Below are 25,752 nucleotides of genomic sequence, written 5' to 3'. Positions count from 1 at the left end.
TTTATATAGTTTCAGACAGGCATATTTACTATATGCCTGTCTGAAATCTTTTATAAATCAAGCAACAAACGTGCAGGATCTTCTAGCAGGTCTTTAATGGTAACAAGTGTTAACACGGCTTCGCGACCGTCGATGATTCGGTGATCGTAGGATAGAGCCAAATACATCATAGGACGTACGACAACTTGGCCGTTTTCTACTACGGCACGCTCTTTTGTTGCATGCATACCTAAAATGGCAGATTGAGGAGGGTTGATAATGGGGGTGGACATCATAGAACCGAAAGTGCCGCCATTGGTAATGCTGAATGTGCCGCCAGTTAAATCTTCGATAGCGATTTTGCCGTCTTTGGCTTTTACTGCGTAATCGACAATCGCTCTTTCAATATCGGCGATGCTCATTTGATCGGCATCACGCAGAATAGGTACAACTAAGCCTCGCGGGCTGCCGATAGCGATACCGATATCGAAGTAGCCGTGATATACGATATCTTTTCCGTCAACAGAAGCGTTTACAACCGGGAATTTTTTCAAGGCTGCTACGGCTGCTTTAACGAAGAAAGACATAAAGCCAAGTTTTACGCCATGTTCTTTTTCAAATTTTTCTTTGTATTTATTGCGTAAATCCATTACCGGTTTCATGTTAACTTCGTTGAAAGTGGTAAGGATTGCATTTTCTTGCTGAGAAGCCAGCAAACGTTCAGCAACACGGGCGCGCAAACGGCTCATCGGAACGCGTTGTTCCGGACGTTCACCGGTAGGCAATGGAGCGGTAGGAGCGGCTTTAGAGGCTGAAGGAGCTGCATTTTGTACATCTTCTTTCAAAACACGGCCATCGCGACCTGAACCTTGTACGCTGTTGATATCTACGCCTTTTTCTGCGGCTAATTTAGCTGCAGCAGGCATGGCAACACCGGCTTGAGAAGAGGAAGAGGGAGCTGCACTTGCTTCAGAAGCAGCTGGAGCAGCCTCTTTAGCAGGGGTTTCTTGGGCTGAGGCAGCTGCTTCGGTGTCAATCTTAGCCAAAAGCTGTTGTGTTTCAACGGTTTCACCGTCTTGCACGATAATTTCTACCAACACGCCTGCTTGGGGAGCGGGAACTTCCAACACAACCTTATCGGTTTCGATATCTACTAATACTTCATCGCGGGCAACAGATTCCCCAACTTTTTTATGCCAAGATAATAGGGTACCTTCTGTAATGCTTTCGGCAAATACAGGAACATTTACTTCAACAATCATTTTATTCTCCGGTTTGGGTAGGCCTGTCTGAAAATAAATGTTTTCAGACAGGCATTCTTAAGATTAATTCAGGTTCATTGCGTCGTCGACTAGCTGTTTGAGCTGGGCCACATGTTTGCTCATATAGCCAACAGCTGGTGAAGCGCTAGTTGGACGTCCTGCATAAGACAGTTTTTGTGAGTCATTTAGTACGCGTTCAATACGGTGGCGAATTTGATGGAAAGCACCTTGATTGCGTGGTTCTTCCTGCGCCCACATAACTTCTTTTGCATTCGGATATTTAGCCAGTTCGGCTTGAATTTCTTCATATGGGAAAGGATAAAGCTGTTCGACACGGACGATAGCGATGTCGTCAAGCAGCTTACGCTCTTCTCGAGCGGCAGCCAAATCATAATACACTTGGCCTGCGCACAGGATAATGCGTTTTACACTGTTATTGTCTTTACGTTGAACCACGTCGCCAATAAGCGGGCGGAATTCGGAATTCTCGGTAAAGTTTTCCAGCGGACTCATGGAATCTTTGAAACGCAGTAAGCGTTTGGACATAAAGATAACAAGCGGTCTGCGAAGCGATCTTAAAGCTTGGCGTCTCAAAACATGGAACATTTGAGAGGCTTCAGAAAGCATAACAATTTGCATGTTTTCTTCCGAGCATAATTGCAGCCAACGCTCCAAGCGCGCAGAAGAGTGCTCTGGGCCTTGTCCGTCATAACCGTGAGGCAGAATGGTCGTTAAGCCGCACAAGCGTCCCCATTTGGTCTCGCCGGAAGAGATAAATTGATCGATAACTACTTGCGCACCATTGGCAAAGTCACCGAATTGGGCTTCCCAGATAACGAGTTTATTAGGTGCAGAGCATGCGTAGCCGTACTCGTAAGCCATTACTGCTTCTTCGTTAAGGATTGAATCAATAACGGAAAAACTTGCCTGGCCTTCACTCATATTGCGCAGAGGGATATAGGTGCCGCCATCTGATTTTTCACGGTTTTGATCGTGGAATACTGCATGGCGGTGCGAGAATGTGCCGCGGCCGGAGTCTTCACCTGAGATACGGACACCGATGCCATTGGTAACCAAACTTGCATAAGCTAAAGTTTCGGCCATACCCCAATCAATCGACTGGTCGCCGGAAGCCATTGCTTTGCGGGAGTCAATAACCCGCTTGATGGTATTGTGTAAAGCAAAGTTGTCGGGTATTTCGGTAAATTTATCTGTTAAGCGCTTAATATCGGCTGCGGGTAATCCGGTTTCAACGCTCTCACGCCAGTCGGTACTTTTATATTTCGACCAGTCGATACGGTGTTTGCTTTCATAGTCGGTCAAACGGGTTTGTTCTACATGTTCACCTTTATCCAAAGCGTCACGATATGTTTGGATATAGCCGTCAGCTTCTTCTTTGGTTACAACACCTTCGTTAATCAATTTATCTGCGTATAAAGCACGGGTACCGGGATGTTGGCTGACTTTTTTGTACATCATCGGTTGTGTCAATGTAGGATCGTCGCCTTCATTGTGACCGAGTTTGCGATAACATACCAAATCAATAACCACATCTTTTTTGAATTGTTTGCGGTAATCTAAAGCCGCTTGAATAACAAAACACACAGCTTCCGGATCGTCTCCGTTTACATGGAATACAGGCGCTTCCACCATTTTCGCAATATCCGTACAGTAAACGGTAGAACGTACGTCTCGTATATCTGATGTAGTAAAGCCGATTTGGTTGTTGATGACCAAATGAATGGTGCCGCCAGTAGTATAACCGCGAGTTTTCGAGAGGTTGAATGTCGCTTGGTTAACACCTAAACCGATAAATGCGGAGTCACCATGGATCAAAACAGGAAGAACCTGTTCTTGGCCATGTTCACCACGACGGCGTTGTTTGGCGCGAGTAGAGCCTTCTACTACCGGATTTACAATTTCCAAATGCGAAGGGTTGAATGCCAAAGAAACGTGCATAGGACCATTCGGTGTAGCAATGTCGGAGCTGAAGCCCATATGATATTTCACATCACCGCTTGGCAAAGTGATTTCAGACTTACCTTCGAATTCTGCAAACAGGTCGCTCGGTTTTTTGCCTAAAGTGTTAACCAACACATTTAAACGGCCGCGGTGAGCCATGCCGATGATGACTTCTTCCACACCGTCTTTGCCGGCATTTTGGATAAGGTAATTCAAACCTGCGATTGAGCTTTCTCCACCTTCAACAGAAAAACGTTTTTGGCCTACATATTTGGTGTGTAGATAACGCTCTAGCGTTTCAGCGGCAGTAACTTGTTTTAAGATATAGCGTTTTTGTTCAGTGCTGAAAGAGGGGGTGGATAATGTTCCTTCAAAATAATTACGAATCCAGCGGCGCTCTTCGGTGTTGGCAATATACATATACTCTACGCCGATATGCCCGCAATAGGTTTGTTTGAGCTTGCTGACGATGTCAGACAAGGTCATTTTGTCGTCGCCGGAAAAATCACCTTCACCAACGCTGAAACGCACAGCCATGTCGGCGTCGCTCAAACCATGAAATTTGGGGTCAAGCGCATCAAGATTACGAGGAGGCATGCGGTTGAGCGGATCAAGTTGTGCGGCACCCACACCTTGAATGCGGTAAGCAGACATCAAACGTAATACACCGACTTGTTTTTTCAGCAGGTTTTCATCTAGGCCGCCTGCAATGGCTGCGGTGGCTTTTTGTTTTGCCAAATTAGCAAAAGATTCTTGAATCGGTCTATGAGCAACATCACGATCAACGGCACCTGGCTGGGCTGCTAGTTGAGAGAAATATTGCTTCCAATGATCGTTAACAGAGTCCGGGTCGTTAAGATAGTTCTCATAAAGCTCTTCAATATAGGGAGCATTGGAACCAAACAGATATGAAAAACTTTGTTGTTCATCCATCATAGCTATGTCTTTGCATTGAAAGTGAAAAAATTCAGAATAAATCCGAATAGGCTTATTCTTTAAGTGAATGGTAAATGTGTGAATGCGATATGCTGCGAAAATTTTTCGAGTGTATTTTAATGCCAAAAATAAGTTTAGTTTTCAGACAGGCATTGATTATATCAAGAATGCCTGTCTGAAAACCTATCGGTAATAATTAGCGCTTATCTACTGGAACAAAGTCACGGCGGGCAGAACCGGTGTAAAGTTGACGCGGACGGCCAATTTTTTGGTTCGGGTCGCTAATCATTTCATGCCAGTGTGAAATCCAGCCTACGGTACGCGCCAAAGCAAAGATTACGGTAAACATGGATACCGGGATACCAAGAGCGGACAATACAATGCCGGAGTAGAAATCTACGTTTGGATACAGTTTACGTTCAATGAAGAACGGATCGTTCAAAGCGATTTTTTCTAATTCCATGGCCAGTTTGAACTTCGGATCATTTTCCAAGCCCAGCTCTTTTAAAACTTCATAACAAGTTTCACGCATGATGCTGGCTCGCGGATCCATGTTGCGGTATACGCGGTGACCGAAGCCCATCAAGCGGTATTTACGCTCTTTCACACCTTCCATGAAAGTAGCCACATTGGATACGTCGCCGATTTCATCCAACATTTTCAGTACAGCTTCATTTGCACCACCGTGGGCAGGACCCCAGAGGCTTGCAATACCGGCAGCAATACATGCAAACGGATTTGCACCGGACGAACCTGCTAAGCGCACAGTAGAAGTAGAGGCGTTTTGTTCATGATCTGCGTGCAGAATAAAAATGCGATCCAAAGCTCTTACTAAGACCGGGTTTGGTTCGTAAGGCTCGCAAGGAGTGGCAAATGTCATATACATGAAATTGGCGGTATAAGACAAGTCATTGCGAGGATAGTTGAAAGGTAAACCGTTTGAATAGCGGTAACACATCGCAGCGATTGTCGGAATTTTAGAAATCAATCGATAAATGGCAATCTTGCGGTGTTCTGGATCAGAAATTTCCAAGCTGTCTTGGTAGAAAGCAGATAGAGCACCTACTACACCTACCATCATAGCCATTGGGTGTGCGTCACGGCGGAAACCACGGAAGAACCAAGTTAATTGTTCGTTTACCATGGTATGTTTTGTTACTGTGTTAACGAATTTCTCTTTTTGCTCGGCAGTCGGAAGCTCTCCGTAGATGAGCAAATAACAAGTTTCAAGATAATCGCTATGCTCAGCAAGTTGTTCAATAGGATAGCCGCGGTAATAGAGTTGGCCTTTTTCGCCGTCGATGAAGGTAATTTTTGACTCACAGCTCGCAGTAGATACGAAACCTGGGTCGAAAGTAAACATATTCGAACCTTTGGTGAAGGTTCTAATGTCTACTACGTCGTGCCCTAAAGTACCTTCTAATACAGGTAATTCCAGGGTTTCTTTGCCTTCGATTTGTACTTTAACGGTTTTAGACATCTCTTAACTCCTTTATTCTTATGTTCGGGTTTTGTTGAAACCTCAGAAAGCTATTTGGAATATGCACATCTTTAATTGAATATATTGCCAAATTAAGCATTTCTGATTTTTTCCAGAATCAGTTTGAAATCATCGCGATCTGCTTGCTCTTTTTGATTTACCAAAGCTAAAAATTCTTGATCTGGTAAATCCAAGATTTCCACAAATATCACAAGTTCTTCATCACTTAAGTGCTGGAATTCTGTTTCCATGAACCGCCCGAGCAAGATGTCTAGCTCAAGCAGCCCACGGCGTGTGAGGAAACGGATGCGCCGTTTCGCAGATTCGTCAAAAGTTACCATATTTAGATGGCTCGTTTCAACATTATTTCTTTAATCTTGCCGATAGCACGAGTCGGGTTGAGATGTTTCGGGCAAACATCTACACAATTCATAATTGTGTGGCAACGGAACAACCGGTATGGATCGTTCAAATTGTCTAACCGCTCATTAGTAATGGTGTCGCGGCTATCCGCAATAAAACGATAAGCGTTTAATAAGCCGGAAGGACCCACAAATTTATCGGGATTCCACCAGAAAGAAGGGCAAGCGGTTGAGCAGCAGGCGCAAAGAATACATTCATACAGGCCGTCTAACTCTTTTCGGTCTTCTTGGGATTGTAGACGTTCACGCTCAGGAGCCGGAGTGTCATTAACTACATATGGCTTGATAGAGTGATATTGTTTGAAGAATTGGGTCATATCCACAATCAAGTCACGGATTACAGGCAGGCCTGGTAAAGGGCGCAGCACGATAGGTTGTGGCAGGCTGCGGATGTCTGTTAAGCAGGCGAGTCCGTTTTTGCCGTTAATATTCATACCGTCAGACCCGCAAATACCTTCACGGCAAGAGCGGCGGAACGAGAAGCTGTCGTCTTGTGCTTTGATTTTAACCATCGCATCTAAGAGCTTAACGTCAGTCGGTTCAATTTCAATCTCATAATCTTTCATGTACGGCTTGGCATCCACATCAGGATTATAGCGGTACACTTTGAAACGTACTTTTTCCATATTGTGTGTTCCTTAGTAAACGCGTTTTGCCGGTTCGATATAGTCTACGGTAAGTGGTTTGGTGTGAACCGGTTTGTAATGAAGGCTGTTGTCTGCAGAGTAGAACAGAGTATGCTTCATCCAGTTTTCATCATCGCGTTCAGGGTGGTCATCAGATGCGTGTGCGCCTCGTGACTCTTTGCGGGCTTCTGCAGAGATTAAGGTGGCTTTGGCCACTTCCATTAAGTTATCCAATTCCAAGGCCTCAATACGCGCAGTATTCCAAACTTGGCTTTTATCTTTGATTTCTGTATGTTTACTGCGTTCATACAGAGTCAATACTTTATCTACACCTTCTTTCAGAATAGCATCAGTACGGAAAACGCCTGCATGTAATTGAACGGTACGTTGCAATTCACGGCGCAATTCGTCAACATTCTCACCACCGGATTGATTATTCAGTCTGTCTAAACGTTGTTTGGTAAATTCTCCTGCATTTTCTGGCAGGGGCTTCCAGTCAGATTGTTTATTGATGAATTCAATCATACTGTCGCCGGCTGATTTTCCGAATACCACTAAGTCCAGCAAAGAGTTTGTACCCAAACGGTTGGCACCGTGTACGGAAGCACAAGCACATTCGCCTGCTGCATACAAGCCTTTTACAACAACTTCAGGGTTACCGTTTTCCGGCACAATAACTTCACCCAAGTAGTTAGTGGGAATACCGCCCATCATGTAGTGAGTGGTAGGAACAACGGGAATTGGATCTTTAATTGGATCAATGCCGGCAAATTGAATGGAAATTTCGCGGATTCCCGGTAATTTTTCCATAATTTTCTCTGCGCCAATATGATCGATTTTTAGAAGAACATGGTCTTTATTTTTACCGCAACCACGGCCTTCATAAATTTCCATAGCCATGGCACGCGATACAACATCACGAGAGGCTAAGTCTTTTACCGTTGGCGCGTAACGTTCCATAAAACGTTCGCCATCGCAGTTGAGAAGAATACCGCCTTCGCCACGTACACCTTCTGTAATCAATACTCCGGCGCCGGCTACGCCTGTAGGATGGAATTGCCAGAATTCCATATCTTCAAGCGGGATTCCTGCTCGGGCACAAATGCCTAAGCCGTCACCTGTATTCATGAAAGCATTGGTAGAAGAAGCATAAATGCGGCCTGCACCACCGGTAGCAAATAACACGGCTTTCGCATGGAAAATGTACACATCACCTGTTTCCATTTCCATAACGGTAACACCGACAACATCGCCATTTTCATCACGAATCAAATCCAACGCAGTCCATTCCACGAAGAACTGGGTGTTGGCGCGTACGTTTTGCTGATATAAGGTATGCAACATAGCATGACCGGTACGGTCAGCTACCGCACAAGCACGCTCTACGGCACGTTTACCGTGTTCGGCAGTATGACCACCGAACGGGCGTTGGTAAATTTTGCCGCTTTCAACACGGTCAAACGGCATGCCCATATGTTCTAATTCGATTACTGCTTCAGGAGCACGACGGCACATAAATTCAATGGCGTCTTGGTCGCCAAGCCAGTCTGAACCTTTGACTGTGTCATACATGTGCCAATCCCAACGGTCTTCCTGAACGTTGCCTAACGAAGCAGAAATACCGCCTTGAGCGGCAACAGTATGTGAACGAGTTGGAAATACTTTAGATAAAACAGCGGTATTCAAACCGGCTTTGGATAATTGAAGTGCTGCGCGTAAACCGGCACCACCGCCGCCTACAATAACAGCATCAAACTTGCGTACAGGAAAAGTCATCATTAACCCCAAATCACTTTAATTGAATAAACAGCACAGCCTACCAACCAAACAATGGTCGCGGATTGTAGAAACAAGCGCAGACCGAAAGGTTTGATATAGTCCATCCAAAGGTCGCGGATGCCTACCCATGCGTGTAAGAAAACGGCAATAAAAGTGGTTTGAGTAAAGACTTTAACCCAAGTTTTGCCAAAAAACTGCTGCCATTCGGTGTAGTCATCGGCACCAAACATGCTCAGCAGGAAAAAGAAAAAGATGACGGTGTAAACCAACATCACCACAGCGGTAATACGCTGCATTGCCCAATCGCGCAGCCCGTAATGAGCTCCGGCTAATTTACGGTTTACCATAATGCAACCCCCAGTACCAAAGCAGACGCAATACCTGAATAGAGTACGATTCGAGCTGTTTTGCGGGCTGTTTCAAGTTCCAGACCTTTGTGGGCGTCTAATAATAAAAAGCGGATACCGGCAATAAGATGGTGCATCAGAGCCCATAATACGCCGATCAGAATAAGCTTAACAAAGAAATTATCGGCAAAAGCCTTATAAGTTTCAAAAGTTTCACCGCTGCTTAATGAACCGCTCAGTAGCGCCAATAGAATCGGCAGCATGATAAACAGGATAACGCCGCTAATCCGGTGCAAAATCGAAACAATCCCTGGAATTGGCAGCTTGATCTGCTGTAAATCCAGAAACACAGGTCGTTTTTTCGTCTGCATCTCAATTCCTCTTAAAAAATTCTCTATATAAATACTCAACACACTCAAAGCCACGCAGTTTCAGAGCAACCGGGAAATTACAATAAACTACGTTGAGGCGTAATTTACTCTGTTTAGGTGAGATTGTGTAGTCTTTTTTGGTAAATAATTTTATGAAATTTACCAACAGCATTAAAAACTTAATGTTGTTATCTTACTGATTGGCAAAAAATATGAATGGGCATAATAATTTACAATATTTTGAACAAAATTTAAGCAAGTGGCTTGTTCGGGTTAAGTTAATGTGTTTATTTGGCAAACATATGTTTTTCTTCTTAAAGATGGGATAAATTGAGGTTGCAGATACTTGAATCATTTTGTTAAAAATTAAATTACAAGTTCCTACATTTGTTGGTATGATACACACCGTCGAGCAAGCCCATGTAATTGTGAGGCTGATCGCTATTGTCAAACAATAAAGAAATTTGATATTTAATTTATATTTAAATAAAGCTGCGGCATATTGTGATTGCTGTTGGAATTTCTTTAAGCTAAGCTTTTGGCAAATTATGATTTGTGTATTTTTATGGAGCGTATATTCTTAAAGCTCCATCTCTTTCAAAATAAATTTCAGTATGTACTCAGGAGAGTTTTAAATGAAAAAAGCCGTTCGTGTTGCCGTTACCGGTGCTGCTGGTCAAATTGGTTACAGTTTGTTGTTCCGCATTGCCAGCGGTGAGATGCTGGGTAAAGACCAGCCTGTTATCTTGCAATTGTTGGATTTGCCGCAAGCGCAAAATGCGGTTAAGGGTGTCATGATGGAGTTGCAAGACTGTGCTTTCCCTTTATTGGCAGGCATGGTGGCTTCGGATGATCCGGAAGTAGCGTTCAAAGACGCCGATATCGCTATTTTGGTAGGCGCGCGTCCGAGAAGCAAAGGTATGGAACGTTCTGACTTGCTGCAGGCTAATGCGGAAATTTTTACAGTGCAAGGCGCTGCATTGAATAAAGTGGCCAGCCGTAACGTGAAAGTTTTGGTTGTGGGCAACCCAGCAAATACCAATGCGTATATTGCTATGAAGTCTGCTTCTGATCTGCCTGCGAAAAACTTTACTGCAATGTTGCGTTTGGATCATAACCGTGCAGCCAGTCAAATTGCAGAGAAAACAGGCAAATCAGTGAAAGACATTGAAAAACTGTGCGTGTGGGGTAACCATTCTCCAACCATGTATGCAGATTACCGTTTTGCCACAATTAATGGTGAGAGCGTGAAAGATATGATCAACGATCAGGTATGGAATGCGGAAGTGTTCCTGCCGACAGTAGGCAAGCGTGGTGCCGCGATTATTGAAGCACGCGGTTTGTCTTCGGCTGCTTCGGCTGCAAATGCTGCTATCGACCATATCCGTGATTGGGTTTTAGGCACAAACGGCAAATGGGTTACTATGGGCATCCCTTCCGATGGTTCTTATGGTATTCCTGAAGGCACTATGTTTGGCTTCCCGGTAACTTGTGAAAATGGCGAATATAAAATTGTTCAGGGATTGGATATTGATGATTTCAGCCAAGAGCGCATCAATATTACCCTGAAAGAGCTGGAGGAAGAAAAAGCGGGTGTGGCCCACTTGCTGTGATTTCTTGGTTTATTGAAGCCGATTGAAAAATGCCTGTCTGAAAATGTTTCAGACAGGCATTTTTATGGTTGGTGACATGCGCTTCAGGCAAATGTGGCATGAAAATAGAAAGATAAATGTGCTGCTTTTGCCTGTTGCTTTATGCCAATGTGTTTTGATTGATTGTGGAAATCATAAAAAGACTGTAAATTTCTATGTAAGCCTGTGTGAAATCTTAATAAACTGGATACTGTTGACTTGAAATTGAAGACGTAAAACGCTATTTCAGAAAAACCTATTTTGAATAACCAAGCAAGAGGATAGTAAATGAACAATTTTAAAAAGCCGGAAGATTTTATTCCTTCATTTCGTCGGCGTAAGCTTGATGAACCGGGCTTTTTAAGGAAAGTGGTACGGTTTGCCGCGAGGTTGGGCGGCCCTGCGGTTAAACAGCTTTATGCGTTGTATTTCCTGTATAAATCGCCTGCCGTTCCTAAGAGGGCAAAGTTGATTATTGCCGGTGCTTTGGTTTATTTTTTCAGCCCCATAGATAGTATCCCGGATTTATTAGGGCCTTTGGGTTTCACAGACGATATTGCTGTGATTGCTTTGGTGTATGCTCAGATGAAAGCCTATATGACCGAAGATATTAAAGTTAGGGCGCAGAAAGCAACCGAGCAATTATTGCGCCGTTGAATAACAGATGCCTGTCTGAAAAAACCGCAAGCCTGGTGTCAGGTTTGCGGTTTTGTTTAAAGGGTTCAGACAGGCATCAATTTGCCAGCAATTCTCTCCAGCGGGCTACTTGTAGCCGTACTTGTTCCGGTGCCGTACCGCCCAAATGATTTCTGGCGTTTAAGCTTCCTTCGGGAGTCAGCACTTGATAGACATCTTCTTCTATTAAATCAGAGAAGCTCCGCAATTTATCCAAAGGCAGTTCGCTTAAATCCATTTCTTGTTCATCCGCATGGCGTACGGCTAAAGCAACCACTTCATGACTGTCGCGGAAAGGCATTCCTTTTTTTACCAGATAATCAGCCAAATCGGTGGCCGTAGCAAAACCTTGCATGACTGCAGCGCGCATATTTTCCGGTTTTACTGTGATGCCGCGCACCATGTCTGCATAAATCCGCAAGGTATCTACCAAAGTATCCACTGTGTCGAATAAAGGTTCTTTGTCTTCCTGATTATCTTTATTGTAAGCAAGCGGTTGCGATTTCATTAACATAATCAGGGCAGTAAGGTGGCCGATTACCCGCCCTGATTTTCCCCGTACCAATTCGGGAACATCCGGGTTTTTCTTTTGCGGCATAATGGAAGAGCCTGTGCAGAAGCGGTCAGCAATATCAATAAAGCCGAAACGGGGGCTTATCCAGAGAATCAACTCTTCGCTTAAGCGGCTCAGATGCACCATCAGCAGGGAGGCTGCGGCTGTAAACTCAATGGCAAAATCGCGGTCGGATACGGCATCGAGTGAATTTTGGCAGATTTGTTCAAACTTTAATAATCGGGCTGTGGTTTCACGTTGAATGGGATAGGTGGTGCCGGCCAATGCAGCTGAACCCAATGGCATACGGTTGACCCGTTTACGGCAATCTGCCATACGTTCGTCATCACGCCCGAGCATTTCAACGTAAGCCAGCATATGATGGCCGAAACTTACCGGCTGGGCGACTTGCAGATGGGTAAAGCCCGGCATCACGGTGTCGGCATGCTGTTCTGCCAAATCCAGCAAAGCGGCTTGTAAGGCTTGAATCAACGATCGTATTTCGTTGATTTCATCGCGCAGCCAAAGGCGGATATCGGTTGCGACCTGGTCATTACGGCTGCGGCCGGTGTGAAGGCGTTTTCCGGCATCCCCGATTTTATCGGTTAAACGGCGTTCGATGTTCATATGCACGTCTTCCAAATCAAGAGACCACGGCATTGTGCCGGACTCTATTTCTTTGAGAATTTCAGCCATGCCTTGTTGTATGTTGGCTACATCTTCGTCGCTCAAAACCTCTGCCTGACGGAGCATCTCGGCATGCGCCAAAGAGCCTTGAATATCCCATTTGGCCAGCCTTTTGTCGAAATCAATTGAGCCGGTGTATTTTTTTACCAATTCTGACACAGGTTCATTAAAACGACCTGACCAAGTTTTGCTATTATTCATTTTTATTTCCATAATTATGAATTATTAATTATTTATTAAATAAACGTCATAAGCAGACTGCCAAACCCATGACCAATATTATACGTCACTTTCTATCAAAATTCGCGGTGCCCAATATGCGGAATCTGGCCTCTCAGGTACGGATTATCGTTACTATCGGGATTACCGTCCTGTTTCTTCCGCTGATCACTGTTTCGGAAAGAACTTATTTTGACTTGGTTTTGGAATTGACGGACTGGGTGGCGCCCACATTGCTGGCCATCCTGATTAAAGGTTATCTGATGTATGACTACATCAGTAAATTACCGAAAGAACGTGAGATTATCGTCTCTTATCTTACCAATTTACTGATTTTTGTGTTGGTCAATCAGGTGTTGTTGAAATCGCACGATAATTTCTGGATACATTTTTGGCAGTTTAATATGGCCGTGTTTGCCTTGATGTTTTATGAAGCTAACCGTAGACAATCTTTGCAGCCGGCATTGGCGGAAGCAAGATTGACTGCTCTAACTGCCCGTATCCGCCCACATTTTCTGTTTAACAGTTTGAACGCTGCTATCAGCCTTATCCGTTTGCGCCCTTATGATGCCGAAACATTGCTGGAAAATCTGGCCAACTTATTTCGCGCCCAATTGCGCGACGGCAGCCAAAGCAGTACGCTGGGGCAGGAAATCGAATGGGCCCAGGAGTACATGGCAATTGAGCAAATCCGTATGGGGCCTACGCGGGTGCAGGTGATGTGGCACCATAATGCGCCGAGCGATGCGGAAACGCCGCACTTATTGTTGCAGCCGCTGTTGGAAAACGCGGTGTTCCACGGTATTGAATCTACCCATCGTCCGGGCTGCATCACGGTAATGACGGAATTGAAAAACCGTTGGATATATATCACGATTGAAAACCCTTATGTGCCGCAAGAGAGCGAACTGAACATTAAGCCGCACAAAGGTAATTCGATGGCTCTGAGAAATTTGAGGGAGCGGCTGGCATTAATGTATGACAATGATGCAACGGCGCGAACCGAGCAAACCGATGCTGTCTTCCGCATTCATATCCGGCTGCCGTATCATAAAAAAACGTCTTCTTTAAACGGTTTGTTTGACGATTAATCAAAAGCTTTTAAAGCAAAATGCCTGTCTGAAAATGTTTTCAGACAGGCATTCTGTTTTGGATATGGGAAGGAACGCGTTAAGCGCTATGCAGAAAGCGCACAGCTTCTTCCAAATTACCTGCCATAATCAAAGGTAGCCCTTTGATGGATTTCTGCACGGCATCGTCGATTGCTCGTTTGTCTTCGCTGCTCGGTTTATTTAATACATAGCCGGTAACCAGATTGCGGTCGCCGGGGTGGCCGATACCCAAACGCAGGCGGTAAAAATCGGGTGTGCCGAGCCTGGTCTGAATGTCTTTCAAGCCATTGTGCCCGCCGTTGCCGCCGCCGAGTTTGAAACGGATGCGACCGCAGGCAATGTCCAGTTCGTCGTGGACAACCAGAATTTCATCCGGTTTGATTTTATAAAACTGCGCCAGCGCGCCAACTGCTTTGCCGGAGAGATTCATGAAAGTATTCGGCTTCAGCAGCCATACATCGCCTTGTTCGGGCAGGCTGACGCGGGCCACTTCGCCGAAAAATTTTTTTTCCTCTTGAAACCGGGCTTTCCATGCCCAGGCTAATTCGTCCAACAGCCAAAAGCCTGCGTTGTGGCGGGTGTGTTCGTATTCTTTGCCCGGATTGCCCAGGCCGACTATCATTTTGACGGTCATGTGTTTATCCTGTGTTGCTGGTTTATTTACCTTTATTTGTTGCCGTATGCCTGTCTGAAACACGCAGGCGGCGTGCTTCTTTCGGATCAATCAGCAGCGGGCGGTAGATTTCTACACGGTCGTTGTGGCGCAAAACCGTATCGTCTTTCACTTGTTTTCCGAAGATGCCCAAGGGTGCGTCGGCTATATCGGCTTGGGGAAACAGTCCGGCCATTTCGCTTTGTATCACGGCTTGGCGCGCAGTTGTGCCGGATTCAACCTGCATACGTTGAAGGTGTTGTCTTTCGGCGGTGCCGTAAACGATTTCAATGGTAATTTTATCCATGACGGCGGTTGGCTTCTTCTACAAAGGCATCTACCAGTTTGCCGCTCAAGTGTTGGAACACCGGGCTGATAAGGGCGGCGAGCAAGGAATTGGAAAAATCATATTGGAGTTTGAATTCGATTTTGCAGGCATCGTCGCCCAACGGGATAAATTTCCAGGTGCCGTTTAAGGTTTTGAATGGGCCTTCAAGCAGATCCATACGGATTTCCCTGCCGGGGATATTGTGGTTGTGGGTGGCGAAAGACTGTTTAACGCCTTTGTAATCCATAAAGAGGCGGGCTTTGAGCTCGTTGCCTTCACGTGAGATGATTTCGGTTTTGCCGTACCAGGGCAGGAACTTGGGATAATCTTCCGCGCGGTCGACCAGCTCGAACATCTGCTCGGCTGAATGCAGAACGAGTACGTTTTTTTCTACGGTTTTCATAAGGGAAAGCGTGTCGCGGCAAGTTAAAACGGAAAGCGCGATTATAAACCAAAATACCTGTCTGAACTGCTTTCAGACAGGCATTTTAGGGGTATAGTTAATCAACTTAACTTTTACTACGGCGTTGCTGCGCCTTAGCTCAAAGAGAACGATTTTGTAAGCTGCTGAAGCAGCAACAAAATCAGTCCCGTACTATCTGTACTGTCTTCGGCTTGCTGCCTTGTATTAAAAATTAATTTGATTAACTATAAGGGCAATCAGTTGCTCAACACATCCACACCTTTGGGCGGCGTGAATGTAAACGTGCCGCCTGCAAAAGAGGGTTTGTTGTTGAGGTTGTTGAATTGAATGGTGGTTTGGTTGCCGAAGCTGTCTTTAAGCTGCATATTGCTCAACGCTGCGCCTTTGAATCCGATACGGATATATTGGTAGCCGGCATTGTTTTTTTTCGGCGTGGCGAGCACATAATCGATGCCGCCGGATGAGCCGTCTTCTTTCAAAGAATAGCTGCTTTCAAGCGCGGTTTTGTTCGATAGGATGGCGGCGGGGCTGTCGCCGATGGTTTGGTTTTGATTGGACTTGGTTACTTGTTTTAAATCAACATCATACAGCCAAATGGTTTTGCCGTCGCCCACGATGGTTTGTTTGTAAGGCTTGGTGTATTCCCAGCGGAAGAGGCCGGGGCGGCGGATTTGGAAAGAGCCGCTGGCGGTTTGGGTTTTCTTTTTGTTTTGCACGGTTTGGGTGAAGCTGCCGCTGATGCCGTCGGAATCATTATTAAATTGCTTCAAGGCATCGATTGCGCCTGCGTGTGCGGTGCCTATGCTTAAGGCAGCAACAGCCGCGGCGGTAAAGAATTTTTTCATCGGGGTATCCTTTCTCTGTTCGGATGGTTTTATATTGTCGGTTTGCCGTGCATATTAAGCGATTGGGCAGAATTTACAAGCGCTTGGATGTTTTTCAGACAGGCATGGTTCAATTGTAAAGATACGGGCCAAATTAAAATCCTTGAAAATTCAAGCGGCAAGAAAAATTGCTTTAACTTGAATTTAAAACGCTTTTACCTATGCTAAATACAACAGTATTTTAGCTAATCCCGCTGGCCCGGCAGGAGAGCCGAATCCGCTATAATACGGCAATGAACAGCATTTATCCCCTTTTATATGCAGCGCTTTCCGCAAGCCGTCCCGATGAAAAGTGCCGGCTTGCCGATCAGGCTTTTGATGAATGGGCCGCAGGCAGTTTAACGGCCTCGGTTGGCGAACCGCCGTGTGATTTCCGCATGGCCGGGCATCCTGAAAAACCCGAGCTGGTGCCGCCTTCGGAAGTGACGCAGCGGAAAATGAACACGCTTGAAGGCTACGCTGCCATGCTGCATGCGGTATGCCATATTGAGTTCAACGCCATCAACCTCGCGCTTGATGCTGCTTACCGTTTCCGCAGCATGCCGCCGCAATACACGGCAGACTGGCTGCGGGTGGCGAAAGAGGAAGCTTATCATTTCATGCTGATGCGCGGGCGGTTGCGGGCATACGGCTTTGATTACGGTGATTTCAAAGCCCATAACCATTTATGGGACATGGCTTACAAAACGGCTTTCGACCCGCTGCTGCGCATGGCTTTGGTGCCGAGGGTGTTGGAAGCGCGGGGATTGGATGTAACACCCGGCATCCGCGCGAAGGTGGCACAGCGTGGCGATGAGGAAACCTGTGCGGTGCTGGATATTATCTATCACGATGAAGTGGGGCATGTGCAGATAGGCAACCATTGGTATATGTGGCTTTGTCGGCAGCGGGGGCTCGAGCCTGTGGCGCTGTTCCGCAATTTGCTGGCGCGCTACGATATGTTTATTTTCCGTGGTTATGTGAATATGGAAGCCAGGGAGCGGGCGGGCTTCAGCCGGTTTGAGTTGGAGATGCTGGAGGATTTTGAAAGCAGTATGAAAGCGGGCGGACAACGTCGGAATTGGCAGAATGCTTTGAGATAAGCTATACGGTAAATAACTTTGCCAACGGCGCGTTTGCCATGCTCGGGCTTTGGGTTGGGTATTTTCAGCTTCAGTAAGCTTAAGCGGATGCTCGGAGCATGTGAACCTGGTTTATTTGCTATATTCAAGTACAGTATTTTGAGAATTAGCAATGCCTGTCTGAAACTTTTCAGACAGGCATTTTGCTTGCGGTTAATCTGCTTCAGTCCTTAGCTCTTTATTTGCGAAGAAGACATACTGAGGCAGTTTGAAGAAAGGTTTCAAGCAGTCTGAGTAACCGGTGGTTATTTACTTTCCGAGCTGGCTACAAAGCTAACACCTCCACGCTTGGATTCTATAAACGTCATTTGAACGTTGTAGTTGCCGTTGGTGCATTGAAATTGCCAAATTTCCTCCCAAGTTTGTTATCCCGGTTTGCCGGTAATGTCTTTTTTAATAAAAAAACGGCCGTCTTTAACTTTATCACAGCCCATTATAGTTGCCTGTCCTTTGGCGGCAAGCATGGCATCGTTTACTAAAATAGGATCGCCTAATGCTCCGTTGCGGATAGCGCCTTTGGGCCATTCCTCGGTTGAAGAAGGCTCTTTGGCAAAGCTGAAAACGGCACAGCTCATTAAAATAAAGGAAAATAGTGCTTTTTTCATGGAATCTCCTTGGTTGTCGGTGTGTAAAGCCTCTTTGTTTCTTTAAATGAGTAGGTTGTCTGAAAGGCTTCAAACGGCCTGATTATAAGTCGGATAATCTTCGGGTGCTATGACGGTTGTATTGGCCGGTAACGGCATTTTCCAGCCGGTTTTTATGCCTTTGTATTATGGGGGCAAAATCGGGTTTTAAGATTGTACAAAATGCCTGTCTGAACAATATCTTTCAGACAGGCATGGTTAATAGCCGACTATGGGCGGCGCTATTCGCCGGTTTCTTCGTCGCCGTAATATTTCACGCCGATTTTAATCGGGGCGCGGCCTTGGGATTTTCGGTGGTGGTTGGTGTCGCGTAATGAATAGGCGCAGCCGCAATATTCCTGCTGATAGAAGTGTTCGCGTTTGCTGATTTCAATCATGCGTGCGCTGCCGCCCCCTTTGCGCCAGTTGTATTCCCAGTAAACCAGATCAGGGTATTTTTCTGCTGCACGCACGCCGCAGTCGTTGATTTGATTCATGTTTTTCCAGCGTGAAATGCCGAGGGAGCTGGTAATTACCGGAAAGCCGTGTTCGTGGGCGTAAAGTGCGGTGCGCTCGAAACGCATGTCGAAACACATGGTACAGCGGCGGCCGCGTTCCGGATCCATTTCCATGCCTTTGGCGCGTTCGAACCAATTGTCTACATCATAGTCCGCGTCAATAAAGGGGATGCCGTGTTTTTCGGCGAAGGCGATGTTTTCGTTTTTGCGGATTTCGTATTCTTTTTTGGGGTGGATATTCGGGTTGTAAAAATAAATGGTGAAATCGATGCCTGAAGCGAGCATGGCCTCCATTACTTCGCCTGAGCAAGGCGCGCAGCAGGAATGCAGCAGTACTTTTTTGTGGCCGCCCGGCGGGGTAAGTATGGGGCGCTCGAAAGGTTTGTCGTTTTGTGGTTTGCTCATGATGATGTGCCTTAATGGTTTCAGACAGGCATTTAAGGTTTAATCTGAAACGATGCCTGTCTGAAAATATATCGGGCAGATATTTTATCAGACTGAAAGGCCGCCCGAAAGCAGAGTTTCGGGCGGCCTTGTGTATGAAAGATTTTAAAGTTTGTTTAAGGCTTCGGCGAAAGTTTGAACCGTGCGCTCGACATTTTGTAGCTTGTCCAAGCCGAACAGGCCGAGGCGGAAGGTTTGGAAATCGCTGCGCTCGCCGCATTGCAGCGGCACGCCGGATGCGATTTGCAGGCCGTGGCCGATAAAGGCTTTGCCGCTTTGGATATCGGGATCGGTGGTGTAGCTCACTACCACGCCGGGTGCTTCGAAGCCCGGTGCGGCAACGCTCGGATAGCCTTTTTCTGCCAAGAGGGCGCGGATTTTTTTGCCCAGCTCAAGCTGTTTTTCGCGCAGGTTTTCAAAACCGGCGCTTTCGGCTTCCTGCATCACTTCGTAGAGTTGGAACAGCGCGTCGGTGGGCGGGGTGGCGTGGTAAGCATGGCCGCCGTTTTCAAAAGCTTCCATAATTTGCAGCCATTTTTTCAAATCTAATGCGAAGCTGTCGGATTCGGTGATTTGCACTTTATCGTAAGCCTTTTGGTTGAGCATAACCAAGCCGCAGCCGGGCGAGCCGCTCCAGCCTTTTTGCGGGGCGGAAATCAGGATGTCGATGCCGAGTGCTTCCATATCCAGCCAGATACAGCCGGATGCGATGCAGTCGATAACCAGCAGGCCGCCGGCTGCGTGGGTGGCTTCTGCCAGCTTTCGGATGTAATCGTCGGGCAGCATGATGCCGGATGCGGTTTCAACATGGGGTGCAAACACGATGGCCGGCTTGTAGGCGGCAATTTCTGCGCACACTTCGTCAATCGGTGCAGGGGCAAACGGGGCTTGGGCGGTATCTTCTTGGCGCGCGGTAAGCACTTTGGTATCGGCTGCGAAGCCGCCTTTTTCGAGAATCTGAGTCCAGCGGAAGCTGAAAAAGCCGTTGCGCACAATCAGGCATTTTTCGCCGCGTGCAAGCTGGCGGGCTACGGCTTCCATGCCGGAAGTGCCGCTGCCGGGAATCACGGCAACGTGTCGGGCGCCGTAAACTTTTTTGAGCGTGGCGGATATGTGGTTGAGCGCGGCGCGGAATTTTTGCGACATGTGGTTTAATGCGCGGTCGGTATAAACCACGGAATATTCCAGTAAGCCGTTTTCGTCAACTTCGGGGCGGGGCAGAGTGCTGCTCATGAAAGATTCTCCTTGATTGTTTTATTCGTTCGGGCCGGTATATAGCTGTGAAAATGAAGTTTCCATATAGGGCGGCGGGGCGCAGGGCTTACAAATTCACGGCTATATTTTGCGCGGCTGCGGCCGCGTTTTGACTGCACGATATTAGCATTCTATGGCTGCAAATAAAAGCAATGCCTGTCTGAAAACTTTTCAGACAGGCATGGTGTGCGGAAGAAGTGCTGCGGATTATTTGCCTGCTTTGAGCTTCTGCCACAGGGCAACGGTTTGTTTTTTCGCTTTGTCGCTCATTTGCGGCATGACGAAACCGTTTTTCATATCTTCGGCATTCGGGAAGATGGAGCGGGTTTCCACCAGCTCTTTCGGCAGTTTTTCACGCGCGGGCAGGCTGGCCGGTGCGAAAGTTACTTCCAATGCGTTTTTGGCGGCCACATCCGGGTTCAGCGTCCAATCGATATATTTGTGGGCGTTGACGATGTTTTTGGCATCGGCCGGAATCAGCCACGATTCAATCCAGAAGCCCATGCCTTTGGGGTTAAGCACTTCGATGCCGACTGTGCTGCCCACTTCTTCGGCGCGTTTCTTCGCCATGTTCAAATCGCCGCCGTTACCCGCTGCGATACAGAAATCGCCGCGCGCCAGCTCGTCGATATAGGAGGGGCTGAAGCGTTTCACATCGGGGCGGATTTTTTCCAAAACTTCGGCGGCTTCTTCAATATCGGCAGGGTTGGTGCCGGCAGGATCTTTGCCTAAGTAGTTCAATACGATGGGGAACATTTCGCTCGGAGTGTCCCACAAGGCGATGCCGCATTGTTTCAGCTTGTTGGTGTATTCGGGTTTGAACAATAAATCCCAGCCGTTTTCAGGCAGTTGGCCGCCCAAAAGCTCTTTGCCTTTTGCGGTAATGGCCAGTGTGTTGACGCCGGAGAAATAGGGCACGGCATATTCGTTGCCGGGGTCGGCGGTTTCGAGCATTTTCAGCAGCTCGGGATCGATGTTTTTATAGTTGGAAATTAAATCTTTATTGACTTTCTGATAGGCGCCCGCTTTGATTTGGCGCGGCAAAAATGCGATGCCGGGTACAACCAAATCATAGCCGGATTTACCGGTTAACACTTTGGCTTCCAAAGTTTCGTTGTTTTCGTAAAGGTCGTAGGTGAGCTTCAGGTTGTTTTGTTTTTTGAAGTCGTCTACGGTGCTTTCGTCAACGTAGTTTGACCAGTTGTAGATGTTTAGGGTGTCAGTTTGCGGCAGGTTGCTGCCGGCGGATGTGGCAGAAGCCGCTTGGCCGTTGGTTGGTTGTTCGGCTTTTTGTCCGCCGCAGGCGGCCAGCGCGAAGGCAATCAGTGCGGTCAATAATGATTTTTTCATGATGGGTTATCATTCCTTGAGTGAGTGGAAAAATATAGCCTTAACAGTTGCGGATTAAGGCGGGGGAGCGATTTATTGTAATGGAGGATTTACAAAAAATCAAAAAGGAAAAACATTGTCTTAATGCCTGCCTGAAAATGGCGTGCCCGGGATATTTGGCTATAAAATACGGGATTTGTTCCTGTGAAGTGTTGATGGGTGGTGTCGGTTATGGATTCTTTGATGCTTGACGGTTTTGCTGCCGAAGCGGCCGTGGGCTTGCTGGAGCGGGTTGCGCCTGAAGCGAGCGGTGTGGTGTCGCCTTTTGTCGATAAGCTTTTTGCGGCTTTGGCGGAAGGCCATTCCTTTATTTGGCTGGATAAGCATGATATTGCCACGATGAAACAGGCACGGCCCGTCGTAGGCGGAGATGCCGGCAGTCCGCTGGTTTTAAGGGGAAACAAGCTTTTTTTAGGCAAAATGTGGCAGTTGGAACAGGATTTGGCACGGCAGATTCTGCGTATTGCCGCAGTGAAACCGGAGCCGGTGGATTGGTTGAACGCATCGTATTATCTGGCAGACTGGTTTGCAGAATCCGGCAGCAGGGATCAGAAAGCGGCGGCGGCTCTGGCTTTGCTGCAAAACTTGATGGTCATCAGCGGCGGGCCGGGTACGGGCAAGACCACTACGGTGGCCAAACTGCTGGCTTTGCTGTGTGTGAACGCGGGCAAATTGCCGCGCATTGCTTTGGTGGCGCCGACGGGCAAGGCTGCGGCGCATATGGCTAAAGCGCTGCACCGTGCGCTGGGGCAGTTTGATGCCGGAGCGGCGATTAAGGCGCATCTGGGACACTTGGAAGGGCAAACGGTGCACCGTTTGCTTAAGTTCAAGCCGCCTTATATGCAGCCGGCTTATCATGCCGATAATCCGCTTCCGTTGGATGTGATTGTGGTGGACGAGGCGTCGATGCTGGATACGGCGCTGTTGTTGCAGCTTTTATCCGCCGTGCCTGACGGATGCAGGGTGATTATATTGGGCGATGAAAACCAGTTGCCCTCTGTGGGCGCCGGCGCGGTTTTGGCAGCGCTTGCCCGGCAAACGGTGCTAAAGGAAACCACCGCGCAGGAGCTTACTGATTTGTTGCCGGAACAGCCGTTTGCCGTTTCAGACAGGCCTGAGCCTTTGGCTGAAAATATCGCGCGTTTAACCATCAGCCACCGGTTCGGTGAACACAGCGGCATCGGCTGCTTAGCGCGTGCGGTTGTGCAAGGAAATGTGGAAGATGCGCTGGCTCAGTTTGAGCGGTTTCCAAACGAAATCCGTATTCACAATATGAATATTGACGGGCAGCTTGAAACTTTATACCGTTTGCAGCAAAACTACTGGCAGGCCGTGGCGCAAAATGATGTGAAAGCGGCTTTCAGGCATCAGGCGGACTGTATGGTTTTGGCCGCATGGCGCAATAATGCGGAGTATTTCAATCAAGCCTATCAGGCCTATCTGAAAAAAATCGGCATCATCAAGCAAGAAGAGCATTGGTTTGCAGGCCAGATGCTGATGGTGAGCCGCAATGATTATACGTTGGATTTGTTTAACGGCGACATCGGTTTGGTGCTGCGTGATGAAGAATCTGATACGGATGCGCTGGCAGCCTATTTCCCGGATGGAGATGAGTTTCGCAAGATCGCCTTGAGCCGCTTGCCGGAGTGCGAAACGGCGTTTGCGATGACCGTGCATAAAAGCCAGGGTTCGGAATATAAAGAAGTGTGGCTGTTACCGCCTATGGGGTATGACTTGGCGAAAACGGCCGGAGCCGGACTGAACCGGGCTTTGCTTTACACGGCGATTACCCGGGCTCGGGAGCGTTTTGTGTTTTTGGGCAAAACGGAAGCTTTTAAAGCTGCGTGTTTGCAGGAAGAGACGCGCAGAAGTGCGGTGAGGGAGATGCTGGCAGAGGGGTAAACCGAGCGGGATGAGGTTTTGTGTTAAGTATAAACTTTTACGGAGTTTGCTATTCATATGCCTGTCTGAAAAATATTTTTCAGAGAGGCATTTTGATTTTTGTTGAATGGCTCTTATTAAGAAGAATGGTTGCATCGTAACCCCGGCTTATGCCGGGTATGTGTTTCTTGTATTTATATTAAGAATGCCTGTCTGAAAACTGCTTTTCAGACAGGCATTCTTTAAGGTTTGATGCGTTACTCTTTAGGCAAACGCAGAACAGATACAATCAATCCGCCCCAAATAACCAAAATTGAAATAACCATCATAACGATTGCGGCGGTGCTCATGATTTGTCTCCTGTTTGTTGAGGTTTGTCTTCATGCGGCCAACTGAGTTGGGAAAGGAGAAATGCGATAACCAAAAGACCGATGGCCATGCCCCAGCCCAAGCTGCCGACAAACCATGCCGGATAACCTTCGTAGCCTTCAGACAGGATTTTTTTCGCCTCGGTAAACAGCATGAAGCCCAAGATAACCGGTGTGATGATGCCGGCAAACAAACGCCAGAAAAAGCCGAGTTGCAATGATGAAGTGGCGTTGATGTGGCTGCTGAGCTGGTGAAAGTTTTTGGTCAGCGTGATGCAGAGGATGGAGACAAAGCCCACGGCCACAATACCGAAGCTGTTCACGAATTTATCCATCACATCCAAAACCGGCAAGCCTGTGGTGGTGCCGAAGAGCAGGGTGGAAATTACCATCAGCGGCAGGCACACAATGATGGTGGACGTGATACGGTGCATACGCAATTTGTCTTGGATGGCTGCAATAATCACCTCCAAAATGGAAATCAGGGAAGTTAAACCGGCAAACACCAAAGAGCCGAAAAACAATACGCCGATCACGGCACCGAAGGGTGCTTTGTCGATAATGGCAGGGAAGGCAATAAATGCCAAGCCGATGCCGGAAGCGGCAACATCGCTTACTTCTTTGCCTGCTGCGGTAGCCATAAAGCCTAATGCGGCAAACACGCCGATACCGGCGAGCAGCTCAAAACTGCTGTTGGCAAAACCCACAACCATGCCCGTGCCGGTTAAATCCGTATCCTTTTTCAGATAAGAGGCATAGGTAATCATGATGCCGAAGCAGATGGAAAGCGAAAAGAAGATTTGGCCGTAAGCAGCGAGCCACACGGTAGGTTTGGTAAGCTTTTCCCAATCCGGGGTAAACAAAGCGTCCAAGCCTTTGGATGCGCCCGGCAGGAACAGCGCGCTGACCACCAGAATCAGAAACATAACCGTCAGCAAAGGCATAAAAAACTGTGAGGATTTGCCTACGCCTTTTTGAACGCCCAAAGCCAAAATCAGCAAAGTAACCAGCCAAACGCCAATTAAGGGGCCGACAACATTGTCAACGAAATTCAAGCCCAGTGAAGCGCCGTCGGCCATTTGCAGGTAATCTTTAAAGAAGAAAGCCGAAGGGTCTGCACCCCAGCCGTTGAAAAACGCAAAATAAGTATAGCTGGCGGCCCATCCGATGATTACGGCATAGTAAATCGAGATAATCACATTAATCAGCACCTGCCACCAGCCGAATGTTTCAAAATGCTTGTTCATGCGGCGGTAGGCCAGCGGCGCGGAACCTCGGTATTTATGCCCGATGGCATAGTCTAAAAAAAGCAGAGGGATACCGGCTGTGAGCAGGGCGACCAAGTAAGGGATAATGAAAGCGCCGCCGCCGTTATCGTAAGTAACATAAGGAAAGCGCCAGATATTGCCCAAGCCAACGGCGGAGCCGATTGCGGCAAACATAAACGCCTTGCGGGAGGCAAAGGTTTCCCGCTGGTGTTTTTTCGGATTTGAATCAGACACGATAAATACCTCAATGAAATATGTGGTAAATCAGTTGCCTATGAAATAAATTCCGGCAACAGTTATCTTTATGGTTGCCAACAAACCGACTTACTTTTAGCGTTTTGTAAAGTTATGCCATAAAAAATTAGGCTTATCGTAAAAAAAAATCAGAAAAATGGCAAGCAAGAAGCCGATATTTGTTTTTATTTTAGTGATTTGGGCATTGACGGAGCGGGTATGGAACAGGGTTCGGGAGCTGAAAAACGATGTTTTTAATGCCTGGCGGATTCGGATTTGAAGTGCAACTGTCCATAACAGAAAAAGGCCGGTATGGGGGGTAT

Annotated in this window: 24 protein-coding genes; 5 read left to right on the top strand and 19 right to left on the bottom strand. The window is 47.1% G+C overall.

Features of this window, described 5'->3' with window-relative positions:
* Positions 1-50: 50 nt before the first annotated feature.
* From odhB to sdhC, 8 genes are all read right to left on the bottom strand, one after another.
* A complete protein-coding gene (gene odhB, locus EL143_RS11165) occupies positions 51-1,241 on the bottom strand; it encodes a 2-oxoglutarate dehydrogenase complex dihydrolipoyllysine-residue succinyltransferase (RefSeq protein WP_085417338.1) in 1,191 nt (396 codons plus the stop codon).
* Between the two features lie 63 nt (positions 1,242-1,304).
* Positions 1,305-4,139: a 2-oxoglutarate dehydrogenase E1 component gene (locus EL143_RS11160; RefSeq protein ID WP_085417337.1), complete on the bottom strand. Its 2,835-nt coding sequence runs from the start codon at positions 4,137-4,139 to the stop codon at positions 1,305-1,307.
* Between the two features lie 196 nt (positions 4,140-4,335).
* Complete coding sequence (gene gltA, locus EL143_RS11155) at positions 4,336-5,619, bottom strand: citrate synthase (protein ID WP_085417336.1); 1,284 nt, start codon at positions 5,617-5,619, stop codon at positions 4,336-4,338.
* A 92-nt stretch (positions 5,620-5,711) separates the two neighbouring features.
* Positions 5,712-5,960 carry an FAD assembly factor SdhE gene (locus EL143_RS11150; protein WP_085417335.1) on the bottom strand — a complete coding sequence of 83 codons (249 nt, stop codon included), beginning with the start codon at positions 5,958-5,960 and terminating at the stop codon, positions 5,712-5,714.
* Positions 5,961-5,962: 2 nt separating this feature from the next.
* The gene (locus tag EL143_RS11145; RefSeq protein WP_085417334.1) at positions 5,963-6,667 is read right to left on the bottom strand and encodes a succinate dehydrogenase iron-sulfur subunit; all 705 of its coding nucleotides are present in this window, start codon (positions 6,665-6,667) and stop codon (positions 5,963-5,965) included.
* Positions 6,668-6,679: 12 nt separating this feature from the next.
* Positions 6,680-8,443 carry a succinate dehydrogenase flavoprotein subunit gene (sdhA, locus tag EL143_RS11140; protein ID WP_085417340.1) on the bottom strand — a complete coding sequence of 588 codons (1,764 nt, stop codon included), beginning with the start codon at positions 8,441-8,443 and terminating at the stop codon, positions 6,680-6,682.
* A 2-nt stretch (positions 8,444-8,445) separates the two neighbouring features.
* Positions 8,446-8,793, bottom strand: coding sequence for a succinate dehydrogenase, hydrophobic membrane anchor protein (sdhD, locus tag EL143_RS11135; RefSeq protein WP_054618386.1), 348 nt, complete (start codon positions 8,791-8,793; stop codon positions 8,446-8,448).
* Entirely contained in the window at positions 8,787-9,164 is a 378-nt protein-coding gene (sdhC, locus tag EL143_RS11130) for a succinate dehydrogenase, cytochrome b556 subunit (RefSeq protein WP_085417333.1), read from the bottom strand. Before sdhC ends, sdhD begins: the two co-directional genes overlap by 7 nt.
* Positions 9,165-9,799: 635 nt before the next feature.
* Here sdhC and EL143_RS11125 point away from each other — a divergent pair.
* Both EL143_RS11125 and EL143_RS11120 read left to right on the top strand, forming a co-directional pair.
* Positions 9,800-10,777 (top strand): malate dehydrogenase, encoded by a 978-nt coding sequence (locus EL143_RS11125; RefSeq protein ID WP_085417332.1) that lies wholly within the window; start codon positions 9,800-9,802, stop codon positions 10,775-10,777.
* A 306-nt stretch (positions 10,778-11,083) separates the two neighbouring features.
* Positions 11,084-11,452 carry a YkvA family protein gene (locus EL143_RS11120; RefSeq protein WP_085417331.1) on the top strand — a complete coding sequence of 123 codons (369 nt, stop codon included), beginning with the start codon at positions 11,084-11,086 and terminating at the stop codon, positions 11,450-11,452.
* 76 nt (positions 11,453-11,528) lie between these two features.
* Here the strand turns inward: EL143_RS11120 and argH are convergent, their stop codons facing one another.
* Complete coding sequence (gene argH, locus EL143_RS11115; protein WP_197719598.1) at positions 11,529-12,911, bottom strand: argininosuccinate lyase; 1,383 nt, start codon at positions 12,909-12,911, stop codon at positions 11,529-11,531.
* Between the two features lie 68 nt (positions 12,912-12,979).
* Between argH and EL143_RS11110 the strand changes: the two genes are divergently transcribed.
* Positions 12,980-14,020: a sensor histidine kinase gene (locus tag EL143_RS11110; protein WP_085417329.1), complete on the top strand. Its 1,041-nt coding sequence runs from the start codon at positions 12,980-12,982 to the stop codon at positions 14,018-14,020.
* A gap of 79 nt (positions 14,021-14,099) precedes the next feature.
* On the opposite strand, the gene pth is transcribed toward EL143_RS11110, so the two are convergent.
* From pth to lolA, 4 genes are all read right to left on the bottom strand, one after another.
* The gene (pth, locus tag EL143_RS11105) at positions 14,100-14,675 is read right to left on the bottom strand and encodes an aminoacyl-tRNA hydrolase (protein WP_085417328.1); all 576 of its coding nucleotides are present in this window, start codon (positions 14,673-14,675) and stop codon (positions 14,100-14,102) included.
* A gap of 22 nt (positions 14,676-14,697) precedes the next feature.
* Positions 14,698-15,000 (bottom strand): RnfH family protein, encoded by a 303-nt coding sequence (locus EL143_RS11100; RefSeq protein ID WP_085417327.1) that lies wholly within the window; start codon positions 14,998-15,000, stop codon positions 14,698-14,700.
* Entirely contained in the window at positions 14,993-15,424 is a 432-nt protein-coding gene (locus EL143_RS11095; protein ID WP_085417326.1) for a type II toxin-antitoxin system RatA family toxin, read from the bottom strand. The genes EL143_RS11100 and EL143_RS11095 overlap by 8 nt, the downstream gene beginning before the upstream one ends.
* A 257-nt stretch (positions 15,425-15,681) precedes the next feature.
* Positions 15,682-16,290 carry an outer membrane lipoprotein chaperone LolA gene (gene lolA / locus EL143_RS11090; protein WP_085417325.1) on the bottom strand — a complete coding sequence of 203 codons (609 nt, stop codon included), beginning with the start codon at positions 16,288-16,290 and terminating at the stop codon, positions 15,682-15,684.
* Positions 16,291-16,562: 272 nt separating this feature from the next.
* Between lolA and EL143_RS11085 the strand changes: the two genes are divergently transcribed.
* Positions 16,563-17,411 carry a ferritin-like domain-containing protein gene (locus EL143_RS11085; RefSeq protein ID WP_085417324.1) on the top strand — a complete coding sequence of 283 codons (849 nt, stop codon included), beginning with the start codon at positions 16,563-16,565 and terminating at the stop codon, positions 17,409-17,411.
* A 404-nt stretch (positions 17,412-17,815) separates the two neighbouring features.
* On the opposite strand, the gene EL143_RS11080 is transcribed toward EL143_RS11085, so the two are convergent.
* The 4 genes from EL143_RS11080 to EL143_RS11065 all read right to left on the bottom strand — a co-directional run bounded on the left by EL143_RS11080 (position 17,816) and on the right by EL143_RS11065 (position 21,639).
* The gene (locus EL143_RS11080; RefSeq protein WP_085417323.1) at positions 17,816-18,055 is read right to left on the bottom strand and encodes a hypothetical protein; all 240 of its coding nucleotides are present in this window, start codon (positions 18,053-18,055) and stop codon (positions 17,816-17,818) included.
* 260 nt (positions 18,056-18,315) lie between these two features.
* Positions 18,316-18,996, bottom strand: a complete 681-nt coding sequence (locus EL143_RS11075; protein ID WP_085417322.1) for an epoxyqueuosine reductase QueH — start codon at positions 18,994-18,996, stop codon at positions 18,316-18,318.
* Between the two features lie 144 nt (positions 18,997-19,140).
* Entirely contained in the window at positions 19,141-20,268 is a 1,128-nt protein-coding gene (locus tag EL143_RS11070) for an aminotransferase class V-fold PLP-dependent enzyme (protein ID WP_085417321.1), read from the bottom strand.
* Positions 20,269-20,496: 228 nt separating this feature from the next.
* Positions 20,497-21,639 (bottom strand): extracellular solute-binding protein, encoded by a 1,143-nt coding sequence (locus EL143_RS11065; RefSeq protein ID WP_085417320.1) that lies wholly within the window; start codon positions 21,637-21,639, stop codon positions 20,497-20,499.
* 210 nt (positions 21,640-21,849) lie between these two features.
* On the opposite strand from EL143_RS11065, the gene recD reads away from it, so the two are divergent.
* A complete protein-coding gene (gene recD / locus EL143_RS11060) occupies positions 21,850-23,580 on the top strand; it encodes an exodeoxyribonuclease V subunit alpha (protein ID WP_085417319.1) in 1,731 nt (576 codons plus the stop codon).
* 236 nt (positions 23,581-23,816) lie between these two features.
* Here the strand turns inward: recD and EL143_RS11055 are convergent, their stop codons facing one another.
* Complete coding sequence (locus tag EL143_RS11055) at positions 23,817-23,909, bottom strand: methionine/alanine import family NSS transporter small subunit (RefSeq protein WP_040667075.1); 93 nt, start codon at positions 23,907-23,909, stop codon at positions 23,817-23,819.
* Positions 23,906-25,429 carry a sodium-dependent transporter gene (locus tag EL143_RS11050; RefSeq protein ID WP_085417318.1) on the bottom strand — a complete coding sequence of 508 codons (1,524 nt, stop codon included), beginning with the start codon at positions 25,427-25,429 and terminating at the stop codon, positions 23,906-23,908. Before EL143_RS11050 ends, EL143_RS11055 begins: the two co-directional genes overlap by 4 nt.
* Positions 25,430-25,752: the final 323 nt, after the last annotated feature.

It is taken from the genome of Neisseria canis, assembly GCF_900636765.1.
In the GTDB taxonomy this organism is placed as follows: Bacteria; Pseudomonadota; Gammaproteobacteria; order Burkholderiales; family Neisseriaceae; genus Neisseria; species Neisseria canis.
This window is presented reverse-complemented; position numbering and strand designations above follow the sequence as displayed.